This window comes from Leifsonia virtsii (assembly GCF_030433675.1).
GTDB classification, from domain to species: domain Bacteria; phylum Actinomycetota; class Actinomycetes; order Actinomycetales; family Microbacteriaceae; genus Leifsonia; species Leifsonia virtsii.
The window spans coordinates 89301-109809 of the sequence record NZ_JAROCB010000004.1 but is presented as its reverse complement, the minus strand read 5'-3'; the positions used below and the strand labels follow the sequence as shown (position 1 = coordinate 109809).

Genomic DNA, 20509 nt, shown 5'->3' with positions numbered 1-20509 from the left:
GAGCATCCCACAGGTGACCATGCGCCTCTACCTCGCCTCCACCTCCCCCGCCCGGCTGGCCCTGCTGCGTGCGGCGGGGATCGAGCCGATCGTCGTGCCGTCGCACGTCGACGAGCCGGCCGCCGTCGCCGCGGCGGAGGCCGAGCACGGTCCGCTCAGTGCAGGCGCCATGGTGCAGCTGCTCGCCCGGCTCAAAGCGGAGGCGGTGCGCGGCACCCTCGACGGGGAGCCGATCGACGGCCTCATCCTGGGCGGCGACTCCGCCTTCGAGATCGACGGAGCCATCCACGGCAAGCCGCACCTCCCCGAGGTCGCGCGGGACCGCTGGCTGCAGCAGCGCGGCCGCACCGGCGTGCTGCACTCGGGCCACTGGCTGATCGACCACCGGGAGGGACGTGAGAACGCCGCCGCCGGCCGTACGGCCACAGCGTCGGTGACCTTCGCCGACGTGACGGACACCGAGATCGACGCGTACGTCGCGAGCGGTGAGCCGCTGGAGGTCGCCGGGGCGTTCACGATCGACAGCCTCGGCGGGCCGTTCATCACGGCGGTGGAGGGCGACCCGAGCACGGTGGTCGGGCTCTCGCTCTCGACGCTGCGCGAGCTGGTGCGCGAGCTCGGCGTGGAGTGGACCTCGCTCTGGAATCGCGGCCACTGAACCGCGGACCGTTTCCGGGCGTTGTAGGCTGCATGAGCTTCGCGGGTCCCATTTTTGTCGGGTTCGCCCAAATCCACTCTGATATCGAGCAATAGGCTAGGGAACTGTGCCACGTATCACCAAGGTTTTGATCGCCAACCGCGGCGAGATCGCCGTCCGTGTCATCCGTGCGGCGAAGGACAGCGGAATCGCGTCCGTCGCCGTGTACGCCGACCAGGATCGCGACGCCCTCCACGTCCGGCTCGCCGACGAGGCCTACGCGCTGGACGGGACCACGAGCGCGGAGACGTACCTCGTCATCGACAAGCTGCTCTCGGTGGCGCGACGGTCCGGCGCGGACGCCGTGCACCCCGGCTACGGGTTCCTGGCCGAGAACGCGGACTTCGCGCGCGCCGTCATCGGTGCGGGGCTGACCTGGATCGGCCCGTCCCCCGACGCCATCGAGCGCCTTGGCGACAAGGTCTCGGCCCGGCACGTCGCCGAGAAGGTCGGCGCTCCCCTCGCCCCGGGCACCCTCAACCCGGTCGCCGACGCGGCCGAGGTGCTCGACTTCGTCGACGTCTACGGTCTGCCCGTCGCGATCAAGGCGGCGTTCGGCGGCGGCGGACGCGGCCTCAAGGTCGCCCGGGCCCGCGAGGAGGTGGCGGAGCTCTTCGAGTCGGCCACCCGTGAGGCGATCGCGGCGTTCGGACGCGGCGAGTGCTTCGTCGAGAAGTACCTGGACCAGCCGCGCCACGTCGAGACCCAGTGCCTCGCCGACGCGTACGGCAACGTCGTCGTCGTCTCCACGCGCGACTGCTCGCTGCAGCGCCGTCACCAGAAGCTCGTCGAGGAGGCGCCCGCGCCGTTCCTGACGCCGGAGCAGACCGAGAAGCTGTACACGTCGTCGAAGGCGATCCTCAAGGAGGTCGGCTACCAGGGAGCGGGCACCTGCGAGTTCCTCATCGGCAAGGACGGCACGGTCTCCTTCCTCGAGGTGAACACCCGCCTCCAGGTCGAGCACTGCGTCTCGGAGGAGGTCACCGGCATCGACCTGGTGCGCGAGCAGTTCCGGCTCGCCGAGGGCGGCGAGCTCGACTACGACGACCCCGCCCCGCGCGGCCACTCGTTCGAGTTCCGCATCAACGGCGAGGACGCCGGCCGCAACTTCATCCCCTCGCCCGGTCCCGTGCACGTCTTCAAGGCGCCGGGCGGGCCGGGCGTCCGTGTCGACAGCGGCATCCAGGCGGGCGACGTCATCAGCGGCTCGTTCGACTCCATGCTCGCGAAGCTGATCGTCACCGGCGCCAGCCGTGAGGAGGCGCTGGAGCGCTCGCGCCGCGCGCTCGACGAGTTCGAGGTCGCGGGGCTTCCGACCGTCCTCCCGTTCCACCGCGCCATCGTGCGCGACCCCGCGTTCGCCCCGCAGGACGGCGAACCGTTCTCCGTCTACACCCGCTGGATCGAGACCGAGTGGGTCAACGAGATCGAGCCGTGGTCGGGCGAGCTGGGCGAGCAGCCGGCCGCGGAGCGCCGCAGCAACGTCGTGGTCGAGGTCGGCGGCAAGCGGATCGAGGTCTCGCTGCCCGCCAAGCTGCTGAGCGGCGGCGCCGGCGAGCCGTCCGCAGCCCCCGCACCGCGCAGGCGCGGCACGTCGAGCGCCGTCGACACGGCCACCGGCGACTCGGTCACCGCACCCATGCAGGCGACCGTCGTCAAGGTCGCGGTCGCCGACGGCGACCCGGTCGTCAAGGGCGACCTGGTGCTCGTGCTCGAGGCCATGAAGATGGAGCAGCCGCTCACCGCCCACAAGGACGGCACGGTCTCCGGCATCAACGCCTCGGTGGGCGAGACGGTCTCGTCGGGCCACCTGCTGCTGAACATCGTCTAGACCGTGTCGAGCAGCCCCCTGAGGGCGGCAAGATAGGTCTGCTCCACGCCGTCACTGAGAGGCGTGCTGCGGGAGAAGTGCGCCCAGTGGTCGTACACCGCCATCGAACCTCCCGCTATGCCGGGAAAGTCCGCATCGAAACCGCCCGCATACGTCGGCGACGCGAGGAGCTCGTCGCTGGGGATATAGGCCGGGACGTCATTCGAGTAGGCGAGGAACCACACACGGTCCGAACCGCCGTACTCTCCGCGGATCACCACGGCGAAGCCGGAGACGACCTCGCCCCCGCTGAAGAGCATCTCCAGGGGCGTCTCACCGCCGATGGTCCACTTCTGGACGGGCAGGCTCACCGTGCGCTCCAGAGCGGTGAGCGGCGTCGCGTCGATGAGCTGCGTCATCCGGAGCGCGTGCCGCCGGGCGTAGCCGACGATTCCCGAGTTGCCGGCGCGCCGCGCGTAGTCGGCTCTCACCTCGGCGACGTTCAGCGGGGTGAGTGCCACATCGAGGGGCAGAGCGACGTACCGCATGGCCGCCGCCACCGGGCCCGAGAGCTCTCGTCCGGGAGCGCCGATGGAATCGACGATCGTCGCCCCGAGATCCCCTCCGAATCCCTCCACATCGTCGAAGGAGCCCGTCGCGACGGGATTCTGGTCGCCTGCGGGCCCCGTCAGGAACTGTGCGAAACAGCCGTCCCACTCGCGCTCGACGGCGTCGATCGCAGGCCCGGGATAGTCGGGGTCGAAGGTGGTCTGGGCACCTGCGGCCACGGGGTGCGCGCCGTAGCCGAACAGGACGGCCCGCGGCGTCCCGTCGGCGGCGCGCGCCACGAGGCACGGGACGTCGCGTTCGGCGTAGGGCAGCCCCTCCCGGTTGAAGGAGAAGTCCTCGTCCAGCACGACGTAGTCGAGGGTGCACGACGTCCGTGGTGCGGTCTTCGTCTGTGCGACCAGGGTCACGACCGTGGCCGCGAGCCAGGTCGTATACGTTCCCACCGACGTCAGGTTCTCCAGGTCGTACGCGATGAACGGGTCCAAGCCCGTTGTCAGTACGGGGCCGTTGTGCGTGTGGGTGGCGGTGAGCACGAAGCGCTCGGTTGCGATGCCGAGGCCGACCACTCCCGAACGGATCTGGTCGTGCGTGTCCTGGCGGAATCCGAGCACGTCGACCGTGACGAGCGCGAATGGGGTCCCGTCGTTCCAGATGATCGTGCAGCGGGCGAACAGGGGCCGATTCGTCCCGACGGCGAGCCGAGGTGCATCCGCCCCGTAGCCCGCCATCGGATAGCCCGCGGCCGGAGTGATGTCGATCTTCTGCGTCGCGACCTCGAACACCACGCGCCTCCTCGCTGAGAGACCGGCCGACAGGCCGCCCGGCCCAAGGGTAGAACGACGAGTATCGCCTCGGATAGACGGTATTCCGACCTCAGCCGGTCGCTTCGGTGGGGTCGCCCTTGAGGTCGATGCTGATCTCGTCGGCGTCGAGGTTGCTCAGGGCTCCGGCCAGCACGTCCGCACTGAACGTGCCGTCGTCGCGGGCGTCGAGCAGGGCGTCGCGCTGCGCCCGGATGCGGGCGAGTCGCGCGGCCTTGTGCGCGGCGAACGCCTCCGGGGTCCGCTCCGTCGTCGACGGAAGCGGGACGGTCTCGCCCGCCTCGTGGAGTAGCTCGAGCAGGCGGCGGCGCTCGTCGCGCTCGGCCTGCGGGTCGGCGGATGCCGGCTTCACCAGGCGCAGCACCAAGCCGAGCGTTCCGCCCTGCAGCAGCAGCGAGCCCGCGGCGACGAGGAACGCGATCAGCACCAGCACCGAACGACCCGGGGTGTCGTCCTGCGGCAGGGACTGCGCGGCGGCGACGGTGACCGCGCCGCGCATCCCGGCCCACACCACGATCGTGCCCTCGCGCCAGCCGAGCGGCGCGTCGGTGAAGTAGTCGATGTCGGCCAGGAGCCGGCGCAGGCGCGTGCCGAAGCGGGTGAGGTTCTCCACCGTCGGTACGCCGCGCCGGGCGAGCCTGCGGCGTCGCCGCTCGGCCTGCTTCGGAGAGATCGGGCGCTGTCCGCCGTCGCGCGTGTCCGGGAGGAAGATGCCGTTGGCGACCCCGTCCGCGATGCGGTCCTGGTCTGTGCCGTCCTCGACCGCGGGGAGCCGTTCGGCGGGGTCCGCCTCGGCGCCCGCGGTGAGCGCCCGCCCCTCCGGCGGGGCGATACGTTGCGCGATCCCGCGCTGCACGGACTCCGGGTCGGAGAGGTGCACCTGCAGCTGCTCCAGCCGTGGCCGCATCCGCTGCCCGCGCCGGTGCCGCCGCGCGAGGAGGGCGAGGAGCGGCGCCACGAACGCGGCACGCACGAGGATGGTCAGGACCAGCGCGCCGGCCGCGATGCCGACGGCGGGGAGTACGCCGGAGTGGTCCTCTTGGACCTTCTGCAGGATCCCGAACAGCTCGAGCCCCATGGTCAGGAAGATGAGGCCCTCGAGGATGAGCTCGACGGTCCGCCAGTTCTGCGCATCCGACAGCCGGTGCTCCGGCGACAGCAGTCGCGGCGCCCTGCTGCCGGTCACGAGCCCTGCGACGACGGCGGCGACCAGCCCGGAGGCCCCGAGCGCCTCCGCGGGGATCGAGGCGAGAAACGGCACGGTGAACGAGATCACCGTGTTGACGGTCGCATCCTTCACCCGCGAGCGCACCCGCAGGTTGAGCCAGCCGACCACCCCGCCGAACACCACGGCGACCAGCACCGAGTAGACGAACGACAGGGTCACGTCGCCGATCCTGAACGTCGCGACCGCCGCCGCGGCGATAGCCGCCCGCAGCAGCACCAGCGCCGTCGCGTCGTTCAGGAGGCTCTCCCCCTCCAGGATCGCGACGACGCGCGGCGAGATGCCGGCCCGTTTCACGATGCCCGTCGCGACGGCGTCCGTGGGGCTGACGATGGCGCCGAGCGCGATGCCCCAGCCGATGCCGAGTCCCGGGATGAGCCAGGCGAAGAACAGGCCGAGCACGACCGAGCTGACCACGACCAGCAGCACCGAGAGCCCGCCGATCGCCCCGAACTCGCGCCGGAAGTTCATGGCGGGCATCGAGACGGACGCTGAGTACAGCAGCGGCGGCAGCACTCCCGCGATGATCCACTCGGGCTCGATCGTCACGGCGGGCACGAACGGCAGCAGGCTGACCAGGATGCCGACCACGACGAGGATCAGCGGCGACGCGACCCCGAACTTCGGACCGATGGTGGTCGCCGCAGCGATGGTGAGCACCGCGAGCACCCCGATGACGAGTGCGACCTCCATTCCCCGGATCCCCTCGTCAGAGCACGATGTGCATGGCCCGGGCGGCGTCGGTGATCGACCCCGAGAGCGACGGGTAGACGGTGAACGCGCGGGCGACCTGGTCGACCGTGAGCCGCTGCTCCACGGCGAGCGCGAGCGGGAAGATGAGCTCGGAGGCGCGCGGCGCCACGATGACGCCGCCGATGACCGTGCCGGAGCCGGTGCGAGCGAACAGCTTGACGAAGCCGTCGCGGATGCCGAGCATCTTGGCGCGCGGGTTGGACTTCAGCGGCAGCTTGTAGATGTCGCCCTGCGCGATGCCCTCCTCGATCTGCTTCTGGCTCCAGCCGACGGTCGCGATCTCGGGCTGGGTGAAGATGTTGGAGCTGACGTTGCGCAGCTCGATCGGGGTGACCGCGTCGCCCATGGCGTGGAACACGGCGGTACGGCCCTGCATAGAGGCGACGGACGCCAGCGGGAGCGAGTCGGAGCAGTCGCCGGCGGCGTAGATGTTCGGGATGGACGTGCGCGCGACGCGGTTGACCCGGATGTGCCCGCTCCTGGTCAGCTGGACGCCGGCCTCCTCCAGCCCGATGCCGGCCGTGTTCGGCACGGAGCCGACCGCCATCAGGCAGTGCGAGCCCTCGATCGTGCGGCCGTCGGTGAGGGTGGCGACCACGCCGTCCTCCGTGCGCACCACCGACTCGGCGCGCGACTTGGAGAGCACCTGCATGCCGTTGCGCCGGAAGACGTTCTCGATCACGCCTGCCGCGTCCGCGTCCTCTCCCGGGAGCACCTGGTCGCGCGACGAGATCAGGGTCACCTTGGAGCCGAGCGCGGTGTACGCGGAGGCGAACTCGGCGCCGGTGACGCCCGAGCCGACGACGATGAGGTGCGACGGCACCGACTGCAGGTCGTAGAGCTGGGTCCAGGTGAGGATGCGCTCCCCGTCCGGGATGGCGGAGGGCAGCATGCGCGGGCTGGCGCCGACGGCGACGACGATCGTGTCGGCCTCCACCCGGTCGAAGTCGGTGCCGGTGTCGCCCTTCGAGGTGGAGACGATGACGGCGCTCGACCCGTCGAGCCTGCCCTCACCGGTCACGATCCGGACGCCGGAGCGCACCAGCTCGGCGCGCATGTCCTCCGACTGCTGCCGGGCGAGCCCGACCAGCCGCTTGTTCACGGCGGCGAGGTTGACCGCGATCTCCGGGCGCACCGGCTTGCCGGTCTCGCCGCGGGAGAAGAACTGCACGCCGAGGTCGGTCGCCTCGCCGAGCGAGTTGGTCGCCTCCGCGGTGGCGATCAGGCTCTTCGAGGGCACCACGTCGGTGATGACGGCCGAACCGCCGACGCCGGAGCGCTCGACGATGGTCACATCCGCTCCGAGCTGGGCGCCCGCGAGGGCCGCCTCGTAGCCGCCCGGGCCGCCGCCGAGGACGGCGATGCGCTGCTTCCGCTCGAATTCATAGGCCATGCCCCCATTCTTCCGTATGGGCTGCACCGATGCGCACCCCGTCGCCTGCCCTGTGGACAGTGGCCCGTCAGTAGAGTTGGCTCATGCTGGAATCCATCACCAACCCGCTCGACGACCCTGCCGCCGACCCGTTCGAGGTGGCTCGGGAGGCTGCCGCTCAGCTCGCGGAGAAGACCGGGGTCGAGCGCCACGACATCGCCCTCACCCTCGGCAGCGGCTGGGGCAAGGCCGCCGACCTGATCGGAGAAACGGTCGCGACCGTCCCCGCCACCGAGATCCTCGGCTTCAGCAAGCCGGCGCTCGAAGGCCACGTCGGGACGCTGCGTTCGGTCCGCCTCGCGAACGGCAAGCACGCGCTGGTGATCGGCGCACGTACGCACTACTACGAGGGGCACGGCGTGCGTCGCGTCGTCCACAGCGTGCGGACCGCGGCGGCCGCCGGCGCGACCACGATGGTGCTCACCAACGGCGCGGGCGGCATCAAGGAGCACTGGAAGCCGGGCACGCCCGTCCTGATCAGCGACCACATCAACCTGACGGCCGACTCCCCGCTCGAGGGCGCGACCTTCATCGACCTCACCGACCTGTACTCCCGGCGCCTGCGCGACCTGGCCCGCACGATCGACCCGTCGCTCGACGAGGGCGTCTACACGCAGTTCCGCGGGCCCCACTACGAGACCCCGGCCGAGGTGCAGATGGCGAAGGCCGTCGGCGGCCACATCGTCGGGATGTCGACCGCACTGGAGGCGATCGCCGCTCGCCAGGCCGGCATGGAGATCCTGGGCATGTCGCTCATCACGAACCTGGCCGCCGGCATCCAGAAGACCCCGCTCAGCCACCAGGAGGTCATCGACGCCGGCCGCGCCGCCGAGCCGGTGATCAGCGCGCTGCTCGCCCAGATCGTGGAGTCGCTGTGAGCGCGAAGGACACGCCGCAGCTGCTCGCCGAGGCACGCGCCTGGCTCGCCCAGGACCCCGATCCCGAGACCCGGGACGAGCTCCAGACGCTGATCGTCGCCGCCGAGGCGGGCTCTGCCGAGGCCGTGGCCGACCTGCACTCGCGTTTCGACGAGCGCCTGGCCTTCGGCACCGCGGGACTGCGCGGCGCGATCGCCGCGGGCCCGAACCGGATGAACCGCGTGCTCGTCGCGCAGGCGGCCGCCGGGTTCGCCCGCTGGCTGCTGGAGCACGCGGAGGACGCGACGCCCTCCGTCGTGATCGGCTACGACGGCCGCAAGAACTCCGACGTGTTCGCCCGCGACACCGCCGAGCTCATGGCCGGCGCGGGCATCCGCGCCGTGCTGCTGCCGCGCCTGCTCCCGACCCCGGTGCTCGCGTTCGCCCTGCGGCACCTGGACGCGAGCGCGGGCGTCATGGTCACCGCCAGCCACAACCCGCCCAACGACAACGGGTACAAGGTGTACCTCGGCGGCGAGAACCACGGGTCGCAGATCGTCTCGCCCGTCGACGCCGAGATCGCCGCGCACATCCTGGAGGTGGCGGAGGGCAGCGTCGCCGACCTGCCGCGCTCCGACCGCTACGAGGTCGCCTCCGACGACGTCGAGCAGGCGTACATCGACGCGACCGTGGCCGTCGCCTCCACCAGCGCTCCTCGCGACGCCGTGTCGTTCGTCTACACCGCGATGCACGGCGTCGGCTGGCGCACGGCCCGCGAGGTCTTCGCCCGCGCCGGCTTCTCCGAGCCGGTCCCGGTGACCGCCCAGATCGAGCCGGACCCCGCGTTCCCGACCGTCGCCTTCCCCAACCCGGAGGAGCCGGGCGCGATGGATCTGTCGTTCGAGACCGCCCGGACGGCCGGCGCCGACCTGATCGTCGCCAACGACCCGGACGCCGACCGGCTGGCCGTCGCCATCCCCGACCCGTCGATCGGCGACGGCTACCGCCGGCTGTCGGGCAACGAGGTCGGCGCCCTGCTCGGCTGGCGCGCCGCGGAGCTCGCGTCCACCCGCGCGGACGAGCGAGGGCCGGTCGGGACGCTGGCCTGCTCCATCGTCTCCTCGCCCGCCCTCTCCGCGGTGGCCCGCGCGTACAAGCTCGACTTCGCCGACACCCTGACCGGGTTCAAGTGGGTCTCGCGAGCGCCCGGCCTGATCTACGGCTACGAGGAGGCGCTCGGCTACCTGGTGAACCCGGACACGGTCCGCGACAAGGACGGCATCTCCGCCGCGGTCGCGTTCCTCGACCTCGCCAACGCCCTCGCCGCGGACGGCGTGACCGTCGCCCAGCAGCTGGACCGGTTCGCCGAGCGCTTCGGCTTCTTCGCCAGCGACCAGATCTCCCTCCGCGTGACCGACCTCTCGCGCATCGGCGAGATCATGGCGGCCCTGCGCGCGACCCCGCCGAGCCATCTGGGCGAGGTGCGCGTCACGCAGATCGACGACCTGCGCGACGGCTTCGGCGGTCTGCCGCCGAGCGATGTGCTGCGGATCCTGCTCGAGGACGGCTCTCGCGTGATGGTCCGCCCGAGCGGCACGGAGCCGAAGCTCAAGATCTACATCGACGCGTCCAGCGACGAGGGCAGCGTGGAGGACCGCCGCGCGACCGCGACGGCCCGCGTCGCCGCCCTCGCCGAGGCGATGCGGCTGCTGACCGCGTAGCTCAGGCCGTCACGGGGCGCGGCGCCCGCGCGAGGTATCCGACCAGGAACACGGCGAGCGCCGCAGCCGTGACTAGCGCGCCGGCCAGTGGCACCGCGACCGGGCCTCCGGCCGCGAGCGCGAGCGTTCCGATGGGCGGCGCGATGGCGATGCCGACGTACATCGCGGTCGAGTACCAGGACAGGGCCAGCGCAGAGCTCTCCGGCTCGACGTGCACGAGGCGGTGCTGCACCGGGATGGCGATCGCGAACGCCGCGACGCCCCAGAGCGCGAACACCACGACCGACGCGACGAACGACGCCTCCGTGAAGGCCAGCACGATCAGCGTCAGCGCCTGTCCGGCCAGCGCGAGGACCGCCACCGGCCGGCTGCCGAAGCGGTCGGTCAGCGGTCCCGCGACGCTGTTGCCGGCGACCCCCGCCACCCCGTAGGCGAGGAGCAGCACGGCGAGCAGCGCGCCGGAGCCGCCGGTGGAGGCGTGGGTCACCGCCGCCGAGAAGATGTAGACGATGTTGAAGCCGGCCACCATCAGGAGGGTGGTGCCGAGCGGCGCGACGATCCGCAGGTCGCCGAGCGGAGCCAGGCGCCGGCGCAGGGTCACGGCCGGCGGGACCGGGACGCCGCGGACGACGAGCGGGATCGCGACCACCAGCACCGCCGCGATTCCGACGATGCACCACAGCGCGAACCGCCAGCCGGCCATCCCGCCGAGCGCCGTGCCGAGCGGAGAGCCGACCGCCGTGGCGAGTGTGAACCCGGCGCCGACGATCGCGAGCGCCTGCCCGCGCTTGCCGGGCCGGGCGAGGCTTGCGGCCGCCGCCGTCGCGGTCGGCACGAGGGCGGCACCGCCCAGCCCGGAGAAGGTGCGGCCGGCGATGAACCAGCCGAGGTCGGGGGCGAGCGCGGACGCCGCCGTGCCGAGAGCGAAGACGGCGAGGCCCGCGGCCATCAGTGTGGCGCGGGGCACGCGTGGGAGAAGGATGGACACCGCCGGCGCCGCCACCGCGACCACGAGCGAGTAGCTCGTGATCGACCAGCTGACCTGCGTCGCGGTGGCGCCGAGCCCGGCGGCGACCTGCGGGAGCAGCCCGGCGATGACGAACGCGTTGGTGCCGACCACGAAGAGGGCGAGTGCGAGGACCAGGAGAGCGGGAAGCGTCCTGCGGTACGATTGTTCGACGAACGTCATACCGTTAAGGTACGGCGATTGTTCGATGTTTGTCAAACAATTGGTGACGATGAGCGACTATCCCTCCCCCGACATCGCCGACGTGCAGCTCGTCGACGTGCTCCGCGCCGTCGCCGACCCCATCCGCCTGCAGATCGTGCGCGCGCTCGCCGACGGCCGGCCGCACCCGAAGACGATGACCGAGTGGGGCGTCGACGTGCAGAAGTCGACCATGGCGCACCACTTCAAGACGCTGCGCGAGGCGGGAGTGACCCGCACGATCGTCAGCGGCCGCACCCACGAGATCCAGTTGAGGCGCGACGAGTTGGACGCGCGCTTTCCCGGGCTCATGGATGCACTGCTCCCCGACTGAAGCTTTCATAAGCACCTTCCTTATGAAAGGTTATGGCGGTAACCTTTCATAAGAGTAAGGGGTGTGAAAGCATGTCGACGGCGCTGACCTACGAGACGCGGCGACTTCCACAGCGCCTGGAGGTCGAATACGCGTCGCGGCGCATGCAGTTGCGACGACGCGAGCCGTACCAGGCGGCCATCCCCGCCTCGCTCGCGTCCGCCGACTTCACGTTCTCCGGCGAGCTGCTCGCCGACTGCGACGACGCCACCCGCGAACTGGTCCGCTTCGATGGAGAACGCTCCGAGTTCATCGCACCGTTCTCCGCGATCCTGCTGCGCACCGAGTCCGCGTCCAGCTCGCAGATCGAGCAGCTCACGGCAGGCCCCCGAGCCATCGCCGAAGCCGTCATCGGCGAGCGGGCGGAAGGCAACGCCCGCCTCGTCGTCAGCAATGTCCACGCGATGGAGGCGGCGCTCGCACTGGCGGACGAGATCTCGAACGCGTCGATCATCGCGATGCACACCGCACTGCTCGACGAGTCGAGCCCAGAGCTCACCGGCGGCTACCGGCAGGAGCAGGTCTGGATCGGCGGGGCTCTCCCGCAGACCGCCGCCTTCGCCCCCCCGCACCACGAGCGGGTGGCCGCAGCCATGAACGATCTCATCCTGTTCATGCGGCGCGTCGATCTGCCCGTGCTGCCGCAGGTGGCCATCGCGCACGCGCAGTTCGAGACGATCCATCCCTTCCCCGACGGGAACGGCCGCACCGGCCGGGCGCTCGCGCATTCGATGCTGCGGCACGGCGACATCCTGCGCCACCTCGCGGTGCCGGTGTCCGCGGGCCTGCTGACCGACATCGGTCGCTACTTCGACGCGCTCGATGCCTACCGTTCCGGCGACGCCGAGCCCATCGTGCGCGTCTTCGCCGATGCGTCGCTGGCGGCCGTCGCCAACGCCGACCAGCTCGCCGACGACCTCATCGGCCTCCGCCAGGCCTGGCAGGAGTCGCTGGCTCCGATCCGTGCGGGCGCCGTCGGCCGCAAGCTGGCCTCCCTGTCGCTGGAATACCCGGTGCTCAACGCCGTCACGGCGGAGCGCCTGACCGGCGCCAGCCGGCCCGCCGTCGTGAACGGCCTGGAGACGCTGGTCGAGTACGGCATCCTGCAGCGCGGCAACTCCGCGAAGCGCAACCGCACGTGGATCAACCCCGAGGTCCTCGACGCACTGACCGCGTTCTCGGACCGCACCGGTCGCCGCGTGTGCGACTGACCTAGCCGAGCGCCTCGTCGAGCTTCTGCTCGAGCTCCTCGAGGTCGAAGTAGTTGTTCACCACGATCACGTCGGCGTTCGTCTTGCCGATGCGCTCGACGAGCTCCGGCGACGTGAGCACGATCTGGGCGTTCGAGGCCGCCTGGTCGATGCTGCCGATGTCGGACGCGGTGACCTCCGCGTCGATGCCCAGCCGGTCGAGCACGCGCTCGGCGTTGACCTTCAGGATGCCGGAGGTGCCCATCCCGACGCCGCAGATGGCGACGATCTTCACCGCTGCGCCTCCTCCTCCGTCAGCGTCAGGATGCGCTGCACGTCGGCCACGTCGGTCGCGGCAGCGAGGGCCGGGATCGACTCGGGGTCGTTGAACACGTTCGCCAGCTCGGCGACGCTGGTGACGTGCGCCTCCGGCGTCGAGACGGCCAGGCCGATCACCACGGACACCGGGTCGTTGTGGGGGTGGCCGAAGACCACGGGCTCGTCGAGCGTGACGACGGAGAGGCCGTCGGAGTTCACGTCGGGGCCCGGTCGTGCGTGGGCCAGCGCAAGGCCGGGGGCGATCACGATGTAGGCGCCGAACTCCTCGATCACCTGGATCATCCGCTGGCCGTAGCCCTGCTCGGTGGCGCCGGAGCGCGCGAGGGCCTCCCCCGCCAGCTCCACCGCCTGTCGCCAGTCGGCGGCGTGTGCGCCGACGGTGACGGCCGAATCAGGCAGCGGTGGCAGTGGCATGACTTCAGACTAACGCCCGAGCCGTCAGGAACCCTCGAAACCTGCTGTGATGATCTCGGCCAGCTCCTCACGCTCCTCGAGCGGGAGGAAGGCGCCGGCCGCGGCGTTCAGCTGGAAGATCTCGAGGTCGGTGCGGTCGTACGCGAAGGCGTCCGCAAGGATGCTCAGCTCGCGCGTCAGGGTCGTGCCGCTCATCAGGCGGTTGTCCGTGTTCACCGTCACCCGGAAGCCCAGCTGGTACAGCAGGTCGAACGGGTGGTCGAGGATGTCGTCGCCCCAGGCCGCGATCGCGCCGGTCTGCAGGTTGGAGGTGGGGCTGGTCTCGAGTGCGATCTCGCGGTCCTTCACCCACTGCGAGAGGGTGCCGAGCGTGACGTACGTGTTCTCGTCGTCCTGCCGCTCGATGGTGATGTCCTCGGCGAGCCGCACGCCGTGGCCGAGGCGCAGCGCCCGGCCGTCGAGCAGGGCGCTGCGGATGCTCTCCAGTCCGTCGGCCTCGCCCGCGTGGACGGTGGCCGGGAAGAACTCGGACGCGAGGTAGTCGAACGCCGCGCGGTGGTTGGAGGGCGGGAAACCCGCCTCCGGGCCGGCGATGTCGAAGCCGACCACCCCGCGGTCGCGGTGGCGCACCGCGAGCTCGGCGATCTCCAGACCGCGGTCGTTGTGGCGCATCGCCGTGACGAGCTGGCCCACGCGGATGCGGCCGCCGGCGGAACGCACGTCGGCGATGCCCTCCTCGACCCCCTCCTGCACGGCCTCCACCGTCTCGTCCAGCGACAGGCCGCCGCCGAGGTGCTGCTCGGGAGCCCAGCGGATCTCCCCGTAGACGACGCCGTCCTCGCCGAGGTCCTGCACGAACTCGCGCGCTACGCGGCGCAGGCCCTCGCGGGTCTGCATCACGGCGGTCGTGAGGTCGAAGGTCTTGAGGTACTCGACGAGCGAGCCGGAGTTCGACTTCTCGGCGAACCAGCGGCCGAGTTCCGCGGCATCCCGGGCCGGGAGCTCGAGCCCGATCTCCTCGCCGAGCTCCAGCACCGTCGCGGGGCGGAGCCCCCCGTCGAGGTGGTCGTGCAGGGAGACCTTCGGAAGCGGCCGGATCTCCGTGCCGTCGGCCAGCGTGTACTCGTTCCAGGCGTCGCTCATGGCCTCAACCCTAGGCGATGCGATCGGCGATCAGCGGGCCGCGCTCGAACGGGGTGCCCAGCGGCGCCAGCCGGTAGGCGCCGTCCAGCGCCTCCAGCGCGCGCTCGAAGCGGGCGGGCTCGTCGGCAGCGAGGGTGAACAGGGGCTGCCCCTTCTTCACCTCGTCGCCCGGCTTCGCGTGCAGGTCGATGCCCGCGGCGTGCTGCACCGGGTCCTGCTTGCGGGCGCGGCCGGCGCCGAGACGCCACGCGGCGATCCCGAACGGCAGCGCCTGCTGCTCGACCAGGACGCCGTCCTCCTCTGCCACGACCGTGTGCGTCTCCTTCGCCACCGGGAGCGCGGCATCCGGGTCGCCACCCTGCGCGCGGATGACCTCGCGCCACTTGTCCATCGCGCGGCCGTCCTTCAGCGCCGCCTCGACGTCCTCGTCCGGCCGGCCGGCCAGGGCGAGCATCTCGCGGGCGAGGGCGACCGTCAGCTCGACGATGTCGGCCGGTCCGCCTCCCGCGAGCACCTCGACCGACTCGCGCACCTCGTTCGCGTTTCCGATCGTGAGGCCGAGCGGGACGTTCATGTCGGTCAGCAGCGCGGAGGTGGCGACGCCGGCGTCGCGGCCGAGCTCCACCATGGTGCGTGCCAGTTCGCGCGAGCGCTCGATGTCCTTGAGGAAGGCGCCGGAGCCGAACTTCACGTCCAGCACGAGCGCGCCGGTGCCCTCCGCGATCTTCTTCGACATGATCGAGGAGGCGATCAGCGGGATCGCCTCGACCGTGCCGGTGATGTCGCGGAGCGCGTACAGCTTGCCGTCGGCGGGCGCGAGGCCGGAGCCGGCGGCGCAGATGACGCCGCCCTCGTTCTGCAGCTGGGCGAACATCTCCTCGTTGCTGAGGTGTGCGCGCCATCCCGGGATGCTCTCGAGCTTGTCCAGCGTCCCGCCGGTGTGGCCGAGCCCACGACCGGAGAGCTGCGGCACGGCGACGCCGAAGGTCGCGACCAGCGGCATGAGCGGCAGCGTGATCTTGTCGCCGACGCCGCCGGTGGAGTGCTTGTCGGCGGTCGGCTTCCCGAGCCCTGAGAAGTCCATCCGCTCGCCCGACGCGATCATCGCCAGTGTCAGGTCCTTGATCTCGCGGCGGGTCATCCCGTTGAGGAAGATCGCCATCGTCATCGCGGACATCTGCTCGTCGCCCACGTAGCCGCGGGTGTAGGCGTCCACCAGCCAGTCGATCTCGGCGGTGCTGAGCTCGCCCCGGTCGCGCTTGGTCCTGATGAGGTCGACGGCGTCGAACGCCTCGACCGCTCCTGCAAGGTCGGTCACGGATGTGTTCCTGTTCAGTCGTTCTCGTGCTCGGCCGCGTAGGCGGCGAGCTGGCGCGGCCCGAACGCGTCGGGCAGAACCTCGTCGATCGTGCGGATGCCGGAGACGGTCTCCAGCAGCATCCCCTCGGCCGAGTGCTCGTACAGCAGCTGGCGGCAGCGACCGCACGGCATCAGGATGTCGCCGTCGCCGTTCACACAGGTGAACGCCACCAGGCGGCCTCCCCCGGTCATGGCGAGCGACGACACCAGGCCGCACTCGGCGCACAGCGTCACGCCGTAGCTGGCGTTCTCGACGTTGCAGCCGCTGACGATCCGGCCGTCGTCGACCAGCGCCGCGGCGCCCACCGGGAACTTGGAGTAGGGGACGTACGCGTGCGTCCGCGCCTCGTCGGCGGCGGAGCGCAGCGCCTCCCAGTCGATCGTGCTCATGACTTGATGTACGGCTTCCCGTCGGCGGCGGGTGCGCGCGAGAGGCCCACCAGGCCGGCGACCGCGAGGATCGTGACGACGTACGGCAGCATCAGCATGAACTCGCTCGGCACCGGCGATCCGATGGTGCTGAGCACGTTCTGCAGGTTGGTCGCGAAACCGAACAGCAGCGCGGCGAGGGTCGCGCGGATCGGGTCCCAGCGGCCGAAGATGACGGCCGCGAGGGCGATGAAGCCCTGTCCTGCGGTCATCTCCTTGGAGAAGGCGCCGACGGAGCCGAGCGTGTAGTAAGCGCCGCCGAGGCCGGCGATCGCGCCCGCGAGGGCCACGTTCCAGAACCGGGTGCTGTTGACGTTGATGCCGACCGTGTCCGCTGCCTCCGGGTGCTCGCCGACCGAGCGCAGGCGCAGGCCCCAGCGGGTCTTGAACAGCCCGAACCAGACCAGGAAGACCGCGAGGTACATCAGGTACTCGATGATCGACTGGTCGAACAGGACTTTGCCGATGATCGGGATGTCGCTGAGCACCGGGATGGGCCAGCTCGGCAGGCGCGGCGGGTGGTTGAGCAGCTGCGGGTTGCCGGCCAGCAGCTTCGAGTAGAGGAAGCTGGTGAGGCCGATGACGAGGACGTTCAGCACGACGCCGACGATCACCTGGTCGACGAGGTACTTGATCCCGAACGCGCCGAGCAGGAACGACACCAGCACGCCGGCGACCATGGCGGCGATCAGGCCGACCACCCAGCTGCCGGTGAGCGAGGCCGTCATCGCGGAGACGAACGCCCCGGCGAGCAGCTGGCCCTCGATGGCGACGTTGACCACGCCGCCGCGCTCGGACACGACGCCGCCGAGGGCACCGAAGACCAGAGGGACGGCGAGGCTGATCGTGCCGAGCAGCAGGCCGGTGACCGGCACCGGGTACGGGCTGCCGGAGTCGGCCCACGTGAGGAACGCGAACATGAACAGCAGCGAGAACACGATGACGACCCAGAGCGGGGTCCGACGCGCACGGTAGGAGAGGTACGCGCTCCACGCCGTGAGGGCGATCAGCAGGATGGTGACGATCGCGGTCGTCACGAAGCTGTCCACCGTGACGGTCGGCAGGGCGATCGCGTCGGACTTCTCCGACAGGCGGAAGGTGCTCTCCCCGTGCCGGGCGAAGCCGAAGAACAGGATGATGCTGATCAGCACGAAGACGCCGAAGGCGATGGGCGCCTTCCAGGAGCGGATCTCGGCCTTCTCGAGGACGATCGGCGAGGAGTCGGGGACGACGGGGGCGGTGGTGCTCACTTCGCCTCCACCTCCTTCGTGACGATGGGACGCGGTCTCCGGGGCGTGCTCCCCGGGGTGGGCAGGCGGAAGATCGCCCGCACCAGCGGAGGCGCCGCGACGAACAGCACGATCAGGGACTGCAGGATGAGGACGATGTCGATCGGGATGTCGTTCGCCGCCTGGATGGTGTAGCCGCCGGCCTTGAGGGCGCCGAACAGCAGTCCGGCGATGAACACACCCCACGGCCGGGAGCGGCCGAGCAGGGCGACGGTGATCGCGTCGAAGCCGATGCCCGCGTCCACGCCGGAGCTGATGCCCTGCGGGAAGACGCCGAGCGCCTGGCTGGCGCCGGCGATGCCGACGAGGCCACCGGCGATGAGCATCGCGTAGACGTAGACGTTCTTGACGTCGATGCCCGCGACGCGCGCGGCGTTCGGGTTCTCGCCGACGGCCCGGAACCGGAAGCCGAGGCTGGAGCGGTTGATCAGCCACCACACGAAGACCGTCGCGCCGATGACGACGACGAACGCCCAGGTGAGGTTGTACTGCGCGCCGAACAGCGGCGGGAAGACGGCGTTGTCGTGCACCGCCGGCGCCTTCGGGTTGTTCGACCCCGGCGCCTGGAGGAGGCCCTGGGTGCGGAGCATATAGGAGATCAGGTAGAACGCGATGTAGTTGAGCATGATCGTGACGATCACCTCGTGCGCGCCCGTGCGCGCTTTGAGGAGGCCCACGATGCCCGCCCAGATCGCGCCGCCCACGATGCCGGCGACGACCGCCAGCACCAGGTGCACCACCGGCGGCAGGTTGAACGAGAAGCCCACCCAGGCCGACGCGGCGGCCGCGATGAGCAGCTGCCCCTGGCCGCCGATGTTGAACAGGCCGACGCGGAACGCCAGCGCGACGCCGAGACCGCTGACGATCAGCGGGGTGGCGAAGGTCAGCGTCTCGGTGAGCGGGCGGATGCCCGCGGCGAAGGAGGGCCGGCGGAAGTTGTAGATCGCGCCCTGGAACATCGAGACGTACGCGTTCGACACCGAGTTCCAGATCGCCGCGAAGGTGTCGCCCGGCCGCGCGAAGAAGTAGCCGGCCGCACGCTGCACGTCGGGGTCGGTGACCGCGATCAGGATGGCGCCGACGATGAGCGCGAGCAGCACGGCCAGGATCGAGATGACCACCGGTCCGCCCATGATCTCGCGGACCGCCTGGTTCCAACGCGACTGGTCGTCGTGTCCGGACGCGGGGGCGGGGCTCCCGGACTGGGCCGGCTGCGCCGGCGCCACGGGCTGGCCGGACGTGGGGGTCCCGGTCATGCTGCTGCTCCTGCCTGCTCCGGCGACTCGCCGGCCATCATGAGGCCGAGCACGTCGCGAGACGTGTTCCCCGGCACGATTCCTACGATCCCCCCGCGGTACATCACGGCGATGCGGTCGGCCAGCGCGGCGACCTCGTCGAGCTCGGTCGACACAACGATCACCGGCACTCCGGCGTCGCGAGTGGCGACGATCCGCTTGTGCACGAATTCGATCGACCCGACGTCGAGGCCGCGCGTCGGCTGGGCGGCGACGAAGAGCCGCAGCTCGCGGCTCAGCTCGCGGGCGAGCACGACCTTCTGCGCGTTGCCGCCGGAGAGGCGCCCGACCTTGGTGTCGATGGACTGGGTGCGCACGTCGAACTCGCGCACCTTCTCCTCCGCGAAGTCCTTGAGGTAGGAGAACTGGATGTTGCCGCCCTTGACGAACGGGTCGCCCGTCGAGCGGTCGAGCATCAGGTTCTCCTGGATGGTGAACTCGCCGACCAGGCCGTCCTCGTTGCGGTCCTCGGGCACGAACCCGACGCCCGCGTCCAGCACCTTGCGGACGCTGTGGCCCTGGATCGGCGTGCCGTCGAGCAGGATCTCGCCCTGGATGCGCGGCTGCAGGCCGATGATGGCCTCCGTCAGCTCGGTCTGCCCGTTGCCCTGGACGCCCGCGATGGCGAGGATCTCACCGGCGCGCACCTCGAAGCTCACGTTGTTGACCACGATCTGACCGATCTGGTCGATCACCGAGAGGTTCTTGACGACGAGCGCGGCGGCTCCCGGCTTCGCGGGCTCCTTCTCCACGGCCAGCGTCACCGCCCGGCCGACCATCATCGACGCGAGTTCGACGTTGGTCGCGGTGGGCTCGGCCTCGCCGATCACCTTGCCGAGGCGGATGACCGTGATGCGGTCGGCGACCTCGCGCACCTCGCGCAGCTTGTGGGTGATGAAGATGATGGCCGTGCCCTGCTCCTTGAGCTGGCGCATGATCGCCATGAGCTCGTCGGTCTCCTGCGGCGTCAGCACGGCGGTGGGCTCGTCGAAGACGAGCACCTTGGCGTTCTGCGACAGCGCCTTGATGATCTCGACGCGCTGCTGGACGCCGACCGGCAGGTCTTCGACCAGCGCGTCCGGGTCGACATCGAAGCCGAACCGGGCCGAGATCTCGCGCACCTTCGCGCGGGCGGCGTTGAGGTCGAGACGTCCGCCGAACTTGGTCTGCTCGTGGCCGAGCATGACGTTCTCGGCGACGGTGAAGACGGGGATCAGCATGAAGTGCTGGTGCACCATCCCGATGCCGGCCTTCATGGCGTCGCCGGGGCCGGAGAAGCGCTGGACGACGTCGTCGAGCAGGATCTCGCCCTCGTCGGCCTGGTAGAAGCCGTAGAGCACGTTCATCAGGGTGGACTTGCCTGCGCCGTTCTCGCCGAGCAGACAGTGGATCTCGCCGGGTTCGACGGTGAGGTCGATGTGGTCGTTCGCGACCAGGGCACCGAACCGTTTGGTGATGCCGCGGAGTTCGAGCTTCATTCGGGTGGGTTTCCTTCAGGAGAGGGCACGCGGAATCGGCTGGTGGCCTCGACGCGCGTGTTCACATTACCTGGCTGCGCAGATGTCGTGGTGTGCGCAGATGAGCA

Annotated in this window: 18 protein-coding genes; 6 read left to right on the top strand and 12 right to left on the bottom strand. The window is 70.6% G+C overall.

Annotation, left to right across the window (positions count from 1 at the left end):
* Window positions 1-19: 19 nt before the first annotated feature.
* A complete protein-coding gene (locus P5G59_RS14555; protein ID WP_301220143.1) occupies window positions 20-658 on the top strand; it encodes a Maf family protein in 639 nt (212 codons plus the stop codon).
* Between the two features lie 106 nt (window positions 659-764).
* Entirely contained in the window at window positions 765-2528 is a 1764-nt protein-coding gene (locus tag P5G59_RS14550; RefSeq protein ID WP_301219717.1) for an acetyl/propionyl/methylcrotonyl-CoA carboxylase subunit alpha, read from the top strand.
* Here P5G59_RS14550 and P5G59_RS14545 read toward each other — a convergent pair.
* The 3 genes from P5G59_RS14545 to P5G59_RS14535 form a co-directional block, all read right to left on the bottom strand.
* Complete coding sequence (locus P5G59_RS14545) at window positions 2525-3862, bottom strand: hypothetical protein (protein ID WP_301219716.1); 1338 nt, start codon at window positions 3860-3862, stop codon at window positions 2525-2527. The two genes, P5G59_RS14550 and P5G59_RS14545, sit on opposite strands and share 4 nt — an antisense overlap.
* An 88-nt stretch (window positions 3863-3950) precedes the next feature.
* Window positions 3951-5816: a cation:proton antiporter domain-containing protein gene (locus P5G59_RS14540; RefSeq protein ID WP_301219715.1), complete on the bottom strand. Its 1866-nt coding sequence runs from the start codon at window positions 5814-5816 to the stop codon at window positions 3951-3953.
* 16 nt (window positions 5817-5832) lie between these two features.
* The gene (locus P5G59_RS14535; RefSeq protein ID WP_301219714.1) at window positions 5833-7269 is read right to left on the bottom strand and encodes an NAD(P)H-quinone dehydrogenase; all 1437 of its coding nucleotides are present in this window, start codon (window positions 7267-7269) and stop codon (window positions 5833-5835) included.
* 83 nt (window positions 7270-7352) lie between these two features.
* On the opposite strand from P5G59_RS14535, the gene P5G59_RS14530 reads away from it, so the two are divergent.
* Entirely contained in the window at window positions 7353-8186 is an 834-nt protein-coding gene (locus P5G59_RS14530; RefSeq protein WP_301219713.1) for a purine-nucleoside phosphorylase, read from the top strand.
* Window positions 8183-9886 (top strand): phospho-sugar mutase, encoded by a 1704-nt coding sequence (locus P5G59_RS14525; protein ID WP_301219712.1) that lies wholly within the window; start codon window positions 8183-8185, stop codon window positions 9884-9886. Before P5G59_RS14530 ends, P5G59_RS14525 begins: the two co-directional genes overlap by 4 nt.
* A gap of 1 nt (window position 9887) precedes the next feature.
* On the opposite strand, the gene P5G59_RS14520 is transcribed toward P5G59_RS14525, so the two are convergent.
* On the bottom strand, window positions 9888-11075 hold the full coding sequence (locus tag P5G59_RS14520; RefSeq protein WP_301219711.1) for an MFS transporter: 1188 nt from the start codon (window positions 11073-11075) through the stop codon (window positions 9888-9890).
* Window positions 11076-11124: 49 nt separating this feature from the next.
* Between P5G59_RS14520 and P5G59_RS14515 the strand changes: the two genes are divergently transcribed.
* Window positions 11125-11427: an ArsR/SmtB family transcription factor gene (locus tag P5G59_RS14515; protein WP_301219710.1), complete on the top strand. Its 303-nt coding sequence runs from the start codon at window positions 11125-11127 to the stop codon at window positions 11425-11427.
* Between the two features lie 71 nt (window positions 11428-11498).
* A complete protein-coding gene (locus P5G59_RS14510; RefSeq protein WP_301219709.1) occupies window positions 11499-12677 on the top strand; it encodes a Fic family protein in 1179 nt (392 codons plus the stop codon).
* A 1-nt stretch (window position 12678) separates the two neighbouring features.
* Here the strand turns inward: P5G59_RS14510 and P5G59_RS14505 are convergent, their stop codons facing one another.
* Genes P5G59_RS14505 through P5G59_RS14470 form a run of 8 tightly spaced genes read right to left on the bottom strand, consistent with a single transcriptional unit; the run spans window position 12679 to window position 20402 of the window.
* Window positions 12679-12951, bottom strand: coding sequence for a PTS sugar transporter subunit IIB (locus P5G59_RS14505; protein ID WP_301219708.1), 273 nt, complete (start codon window positions 12949-12951; stop codon window positions 12679-12681).
* Entirely contained in the window at window positions 12948-13409 is a 462-nt protein-coding gene (locus P5G59_RS14500; RefSeq protein WP_301219707.1) for a PTS sugar transporter subunit IIA, read from the bottom strand. Before P5G59_RS14500 ends, P5G59_RS14505 begins: the two co-directional genes overlap by 4 nt.
* Before the next feature lie 24 nt (window positions 13410-13433).
* Window positions 13434-14552: an adenosine deaminase gene (locus tag P5G59_RS14495; RefSeq protein ID WP_301219706.1), complete on the bottom strand. Its 1119-nt coding sequence runs from the start codon at window positions 14550-14552 to the stop codon at window positions 13434-13436.
* Between the two features lie 10 nt (window positions 14553-14562).
* Complete coding sequence (locus P5G59_RS14490) at window positions 14563-15870, bottom strand: thymidine phosphorylase (RefSeq protein ID WP_301219705.1); 1308 nt, start codon at window positions 15868-15870, stop codon at window positions 14563-14565.
* A 14-nt stretch (window positions 15871-15884) separates the two neighbouring features.
* Window positions 15885-16301 (bottom strand): cytidine deaminase, encoded by a 417-nt coding sequence (locus tag P5G59_RS14485; protein WP_175335540.1) that lies wholly within the window; start codon window positions 16299-16301, stop codon window positions 15885-15887.
* Window positions 16298-17590: an ABC transporter permease gene (locus tag P5G59_RS14480; protein ID WP_301219704.1), complete on the bottom strand. Its 1293-nt coding sequence runs from the start codon at window positions 17588-17590 to the stop codon at window positions 16298-16300. Before P5G59_RS14480 ends, P5G59_RS14485 begins: the two co-directional genes overlap by 4 nt.
* Window positions 17587-18885 (bottom strand): ABC transporter permease, encoded by a 1299-nt coding sequence (locus tag P5G59_RS14475; RefSeq protein ID WP_301219703.1) that lies wholly within the window; start codon window positions 18883-18885, stop codon window positions 17587-17589. Before P5G59_RS14475 ends, P5G59_RS14480 begins: the two co-directional genes overlap by 4 nt.
* On the bottom strand, window positions 18882-20402 hold the full coding sequence (locus P5G59_RS14470) for an ABC transporter ATP-binding protein (protein WP_301219702.1): 1521 nt from the start codon (window positions 20400-20402) through the stop codon (window positions 18882-18884). The genes P5G59_RS14475 and P5G59_RS14470 overlap by 4 nt, the downstream gene beginning before the upstream one ends.
* Window positions 20403-20509 lie beyond the last annotated feature (107 nt).

Excerpts from the sequence above, each read along its gene's own strand:
- P5G59_RS14510 (WP_301219709.1), top strand. The coding sequence starts at position 11,499 with ATGTCGACGGCGCTGACCTACGAGACGCGGCGACTTCCACAGCGCCTG.
- P5G59_RS14485 (WP_175335540.1), bottom strand. The coding sequence starts at position 16,301 with ATGAGCACGATCGACTGGGAGGCGCTGCGCTCCGCCGCCGACGAGGCG.
- P5G59_RS14495 (WP_301219706.1), bottom strand. The coding sequence starts at position 14,552 with ATGAGCGACGCCTGGAACGAGTACACGCTGGCCGACGGCACGGAGATC.
- P5G59_RS14470 (WP_301219702.1), bottom strand. The coding sequence starts at position 20,402 with ATGAAGCTCGAACTCCGCGGCATCACCAAACGGTTCGGTGCCCTGGTC.
- P5G59_RS14475 (WP_301219703.1), bottom strand. The coding sequence starts at position 18,885 with ATGACCGGGACCCCCACGTCCGGCCAGCCCGTGGCGCCGGCGCAGCCG.
- P5G59_RS14520 (WP_301219711.1), bottom strand. The coding sequence starts at position 11,075 with ATGACGTTCGTCGAACAATCGTACCGCAGGACGCTTCCCGCTCTCCTG.
- P5G59_RS14540 (WP_301219715.1), bottom strand. The coding sequence starts at position 5,816 with ATGGAGGTCGCACTCGTCATCGGGGTGCTCGCGGTGCTCACCATCGCT.
- P5G59_RS14530 (WP_301219713.1), top strand. The coding sequence starts at position 7,353 with ATGCTGGAATCCATCACCAACCCGCTCGACGACCCTGCCGCCGACCCG.
- P5G59_RS14515 (WP_301219710.1), top strand. The coding sequence starts at position 11,125 with ATGAGCGACTATCCCTCCCCCGACATCGCCGACGTGCAGCTCGTCGAC.
- P5G59_RS14555 (WP_301220143.1), top strand. The coding sequence starts at position 20 with ATGCGCCTCTACCTCGCCTCCACCTCCCCCGCCCGGCTGGCCCTGCTG.
- P5G59_RS14500 (WP_301219707.1), bottom strand. The coding sequence starts at position 13,409 with ATGCCACTGCCACCGCTGCCTGATTCGGCCGTCACCGTCGGCGCACAC.
- P5G59_RS14535 (WP_301219714.1), bottom strand. The coding sequence starts at position 7,269 with ATGGCCTATGAATTCGAGCGGAAGCAGCGCATCGCCGTCCTCGGCGGC.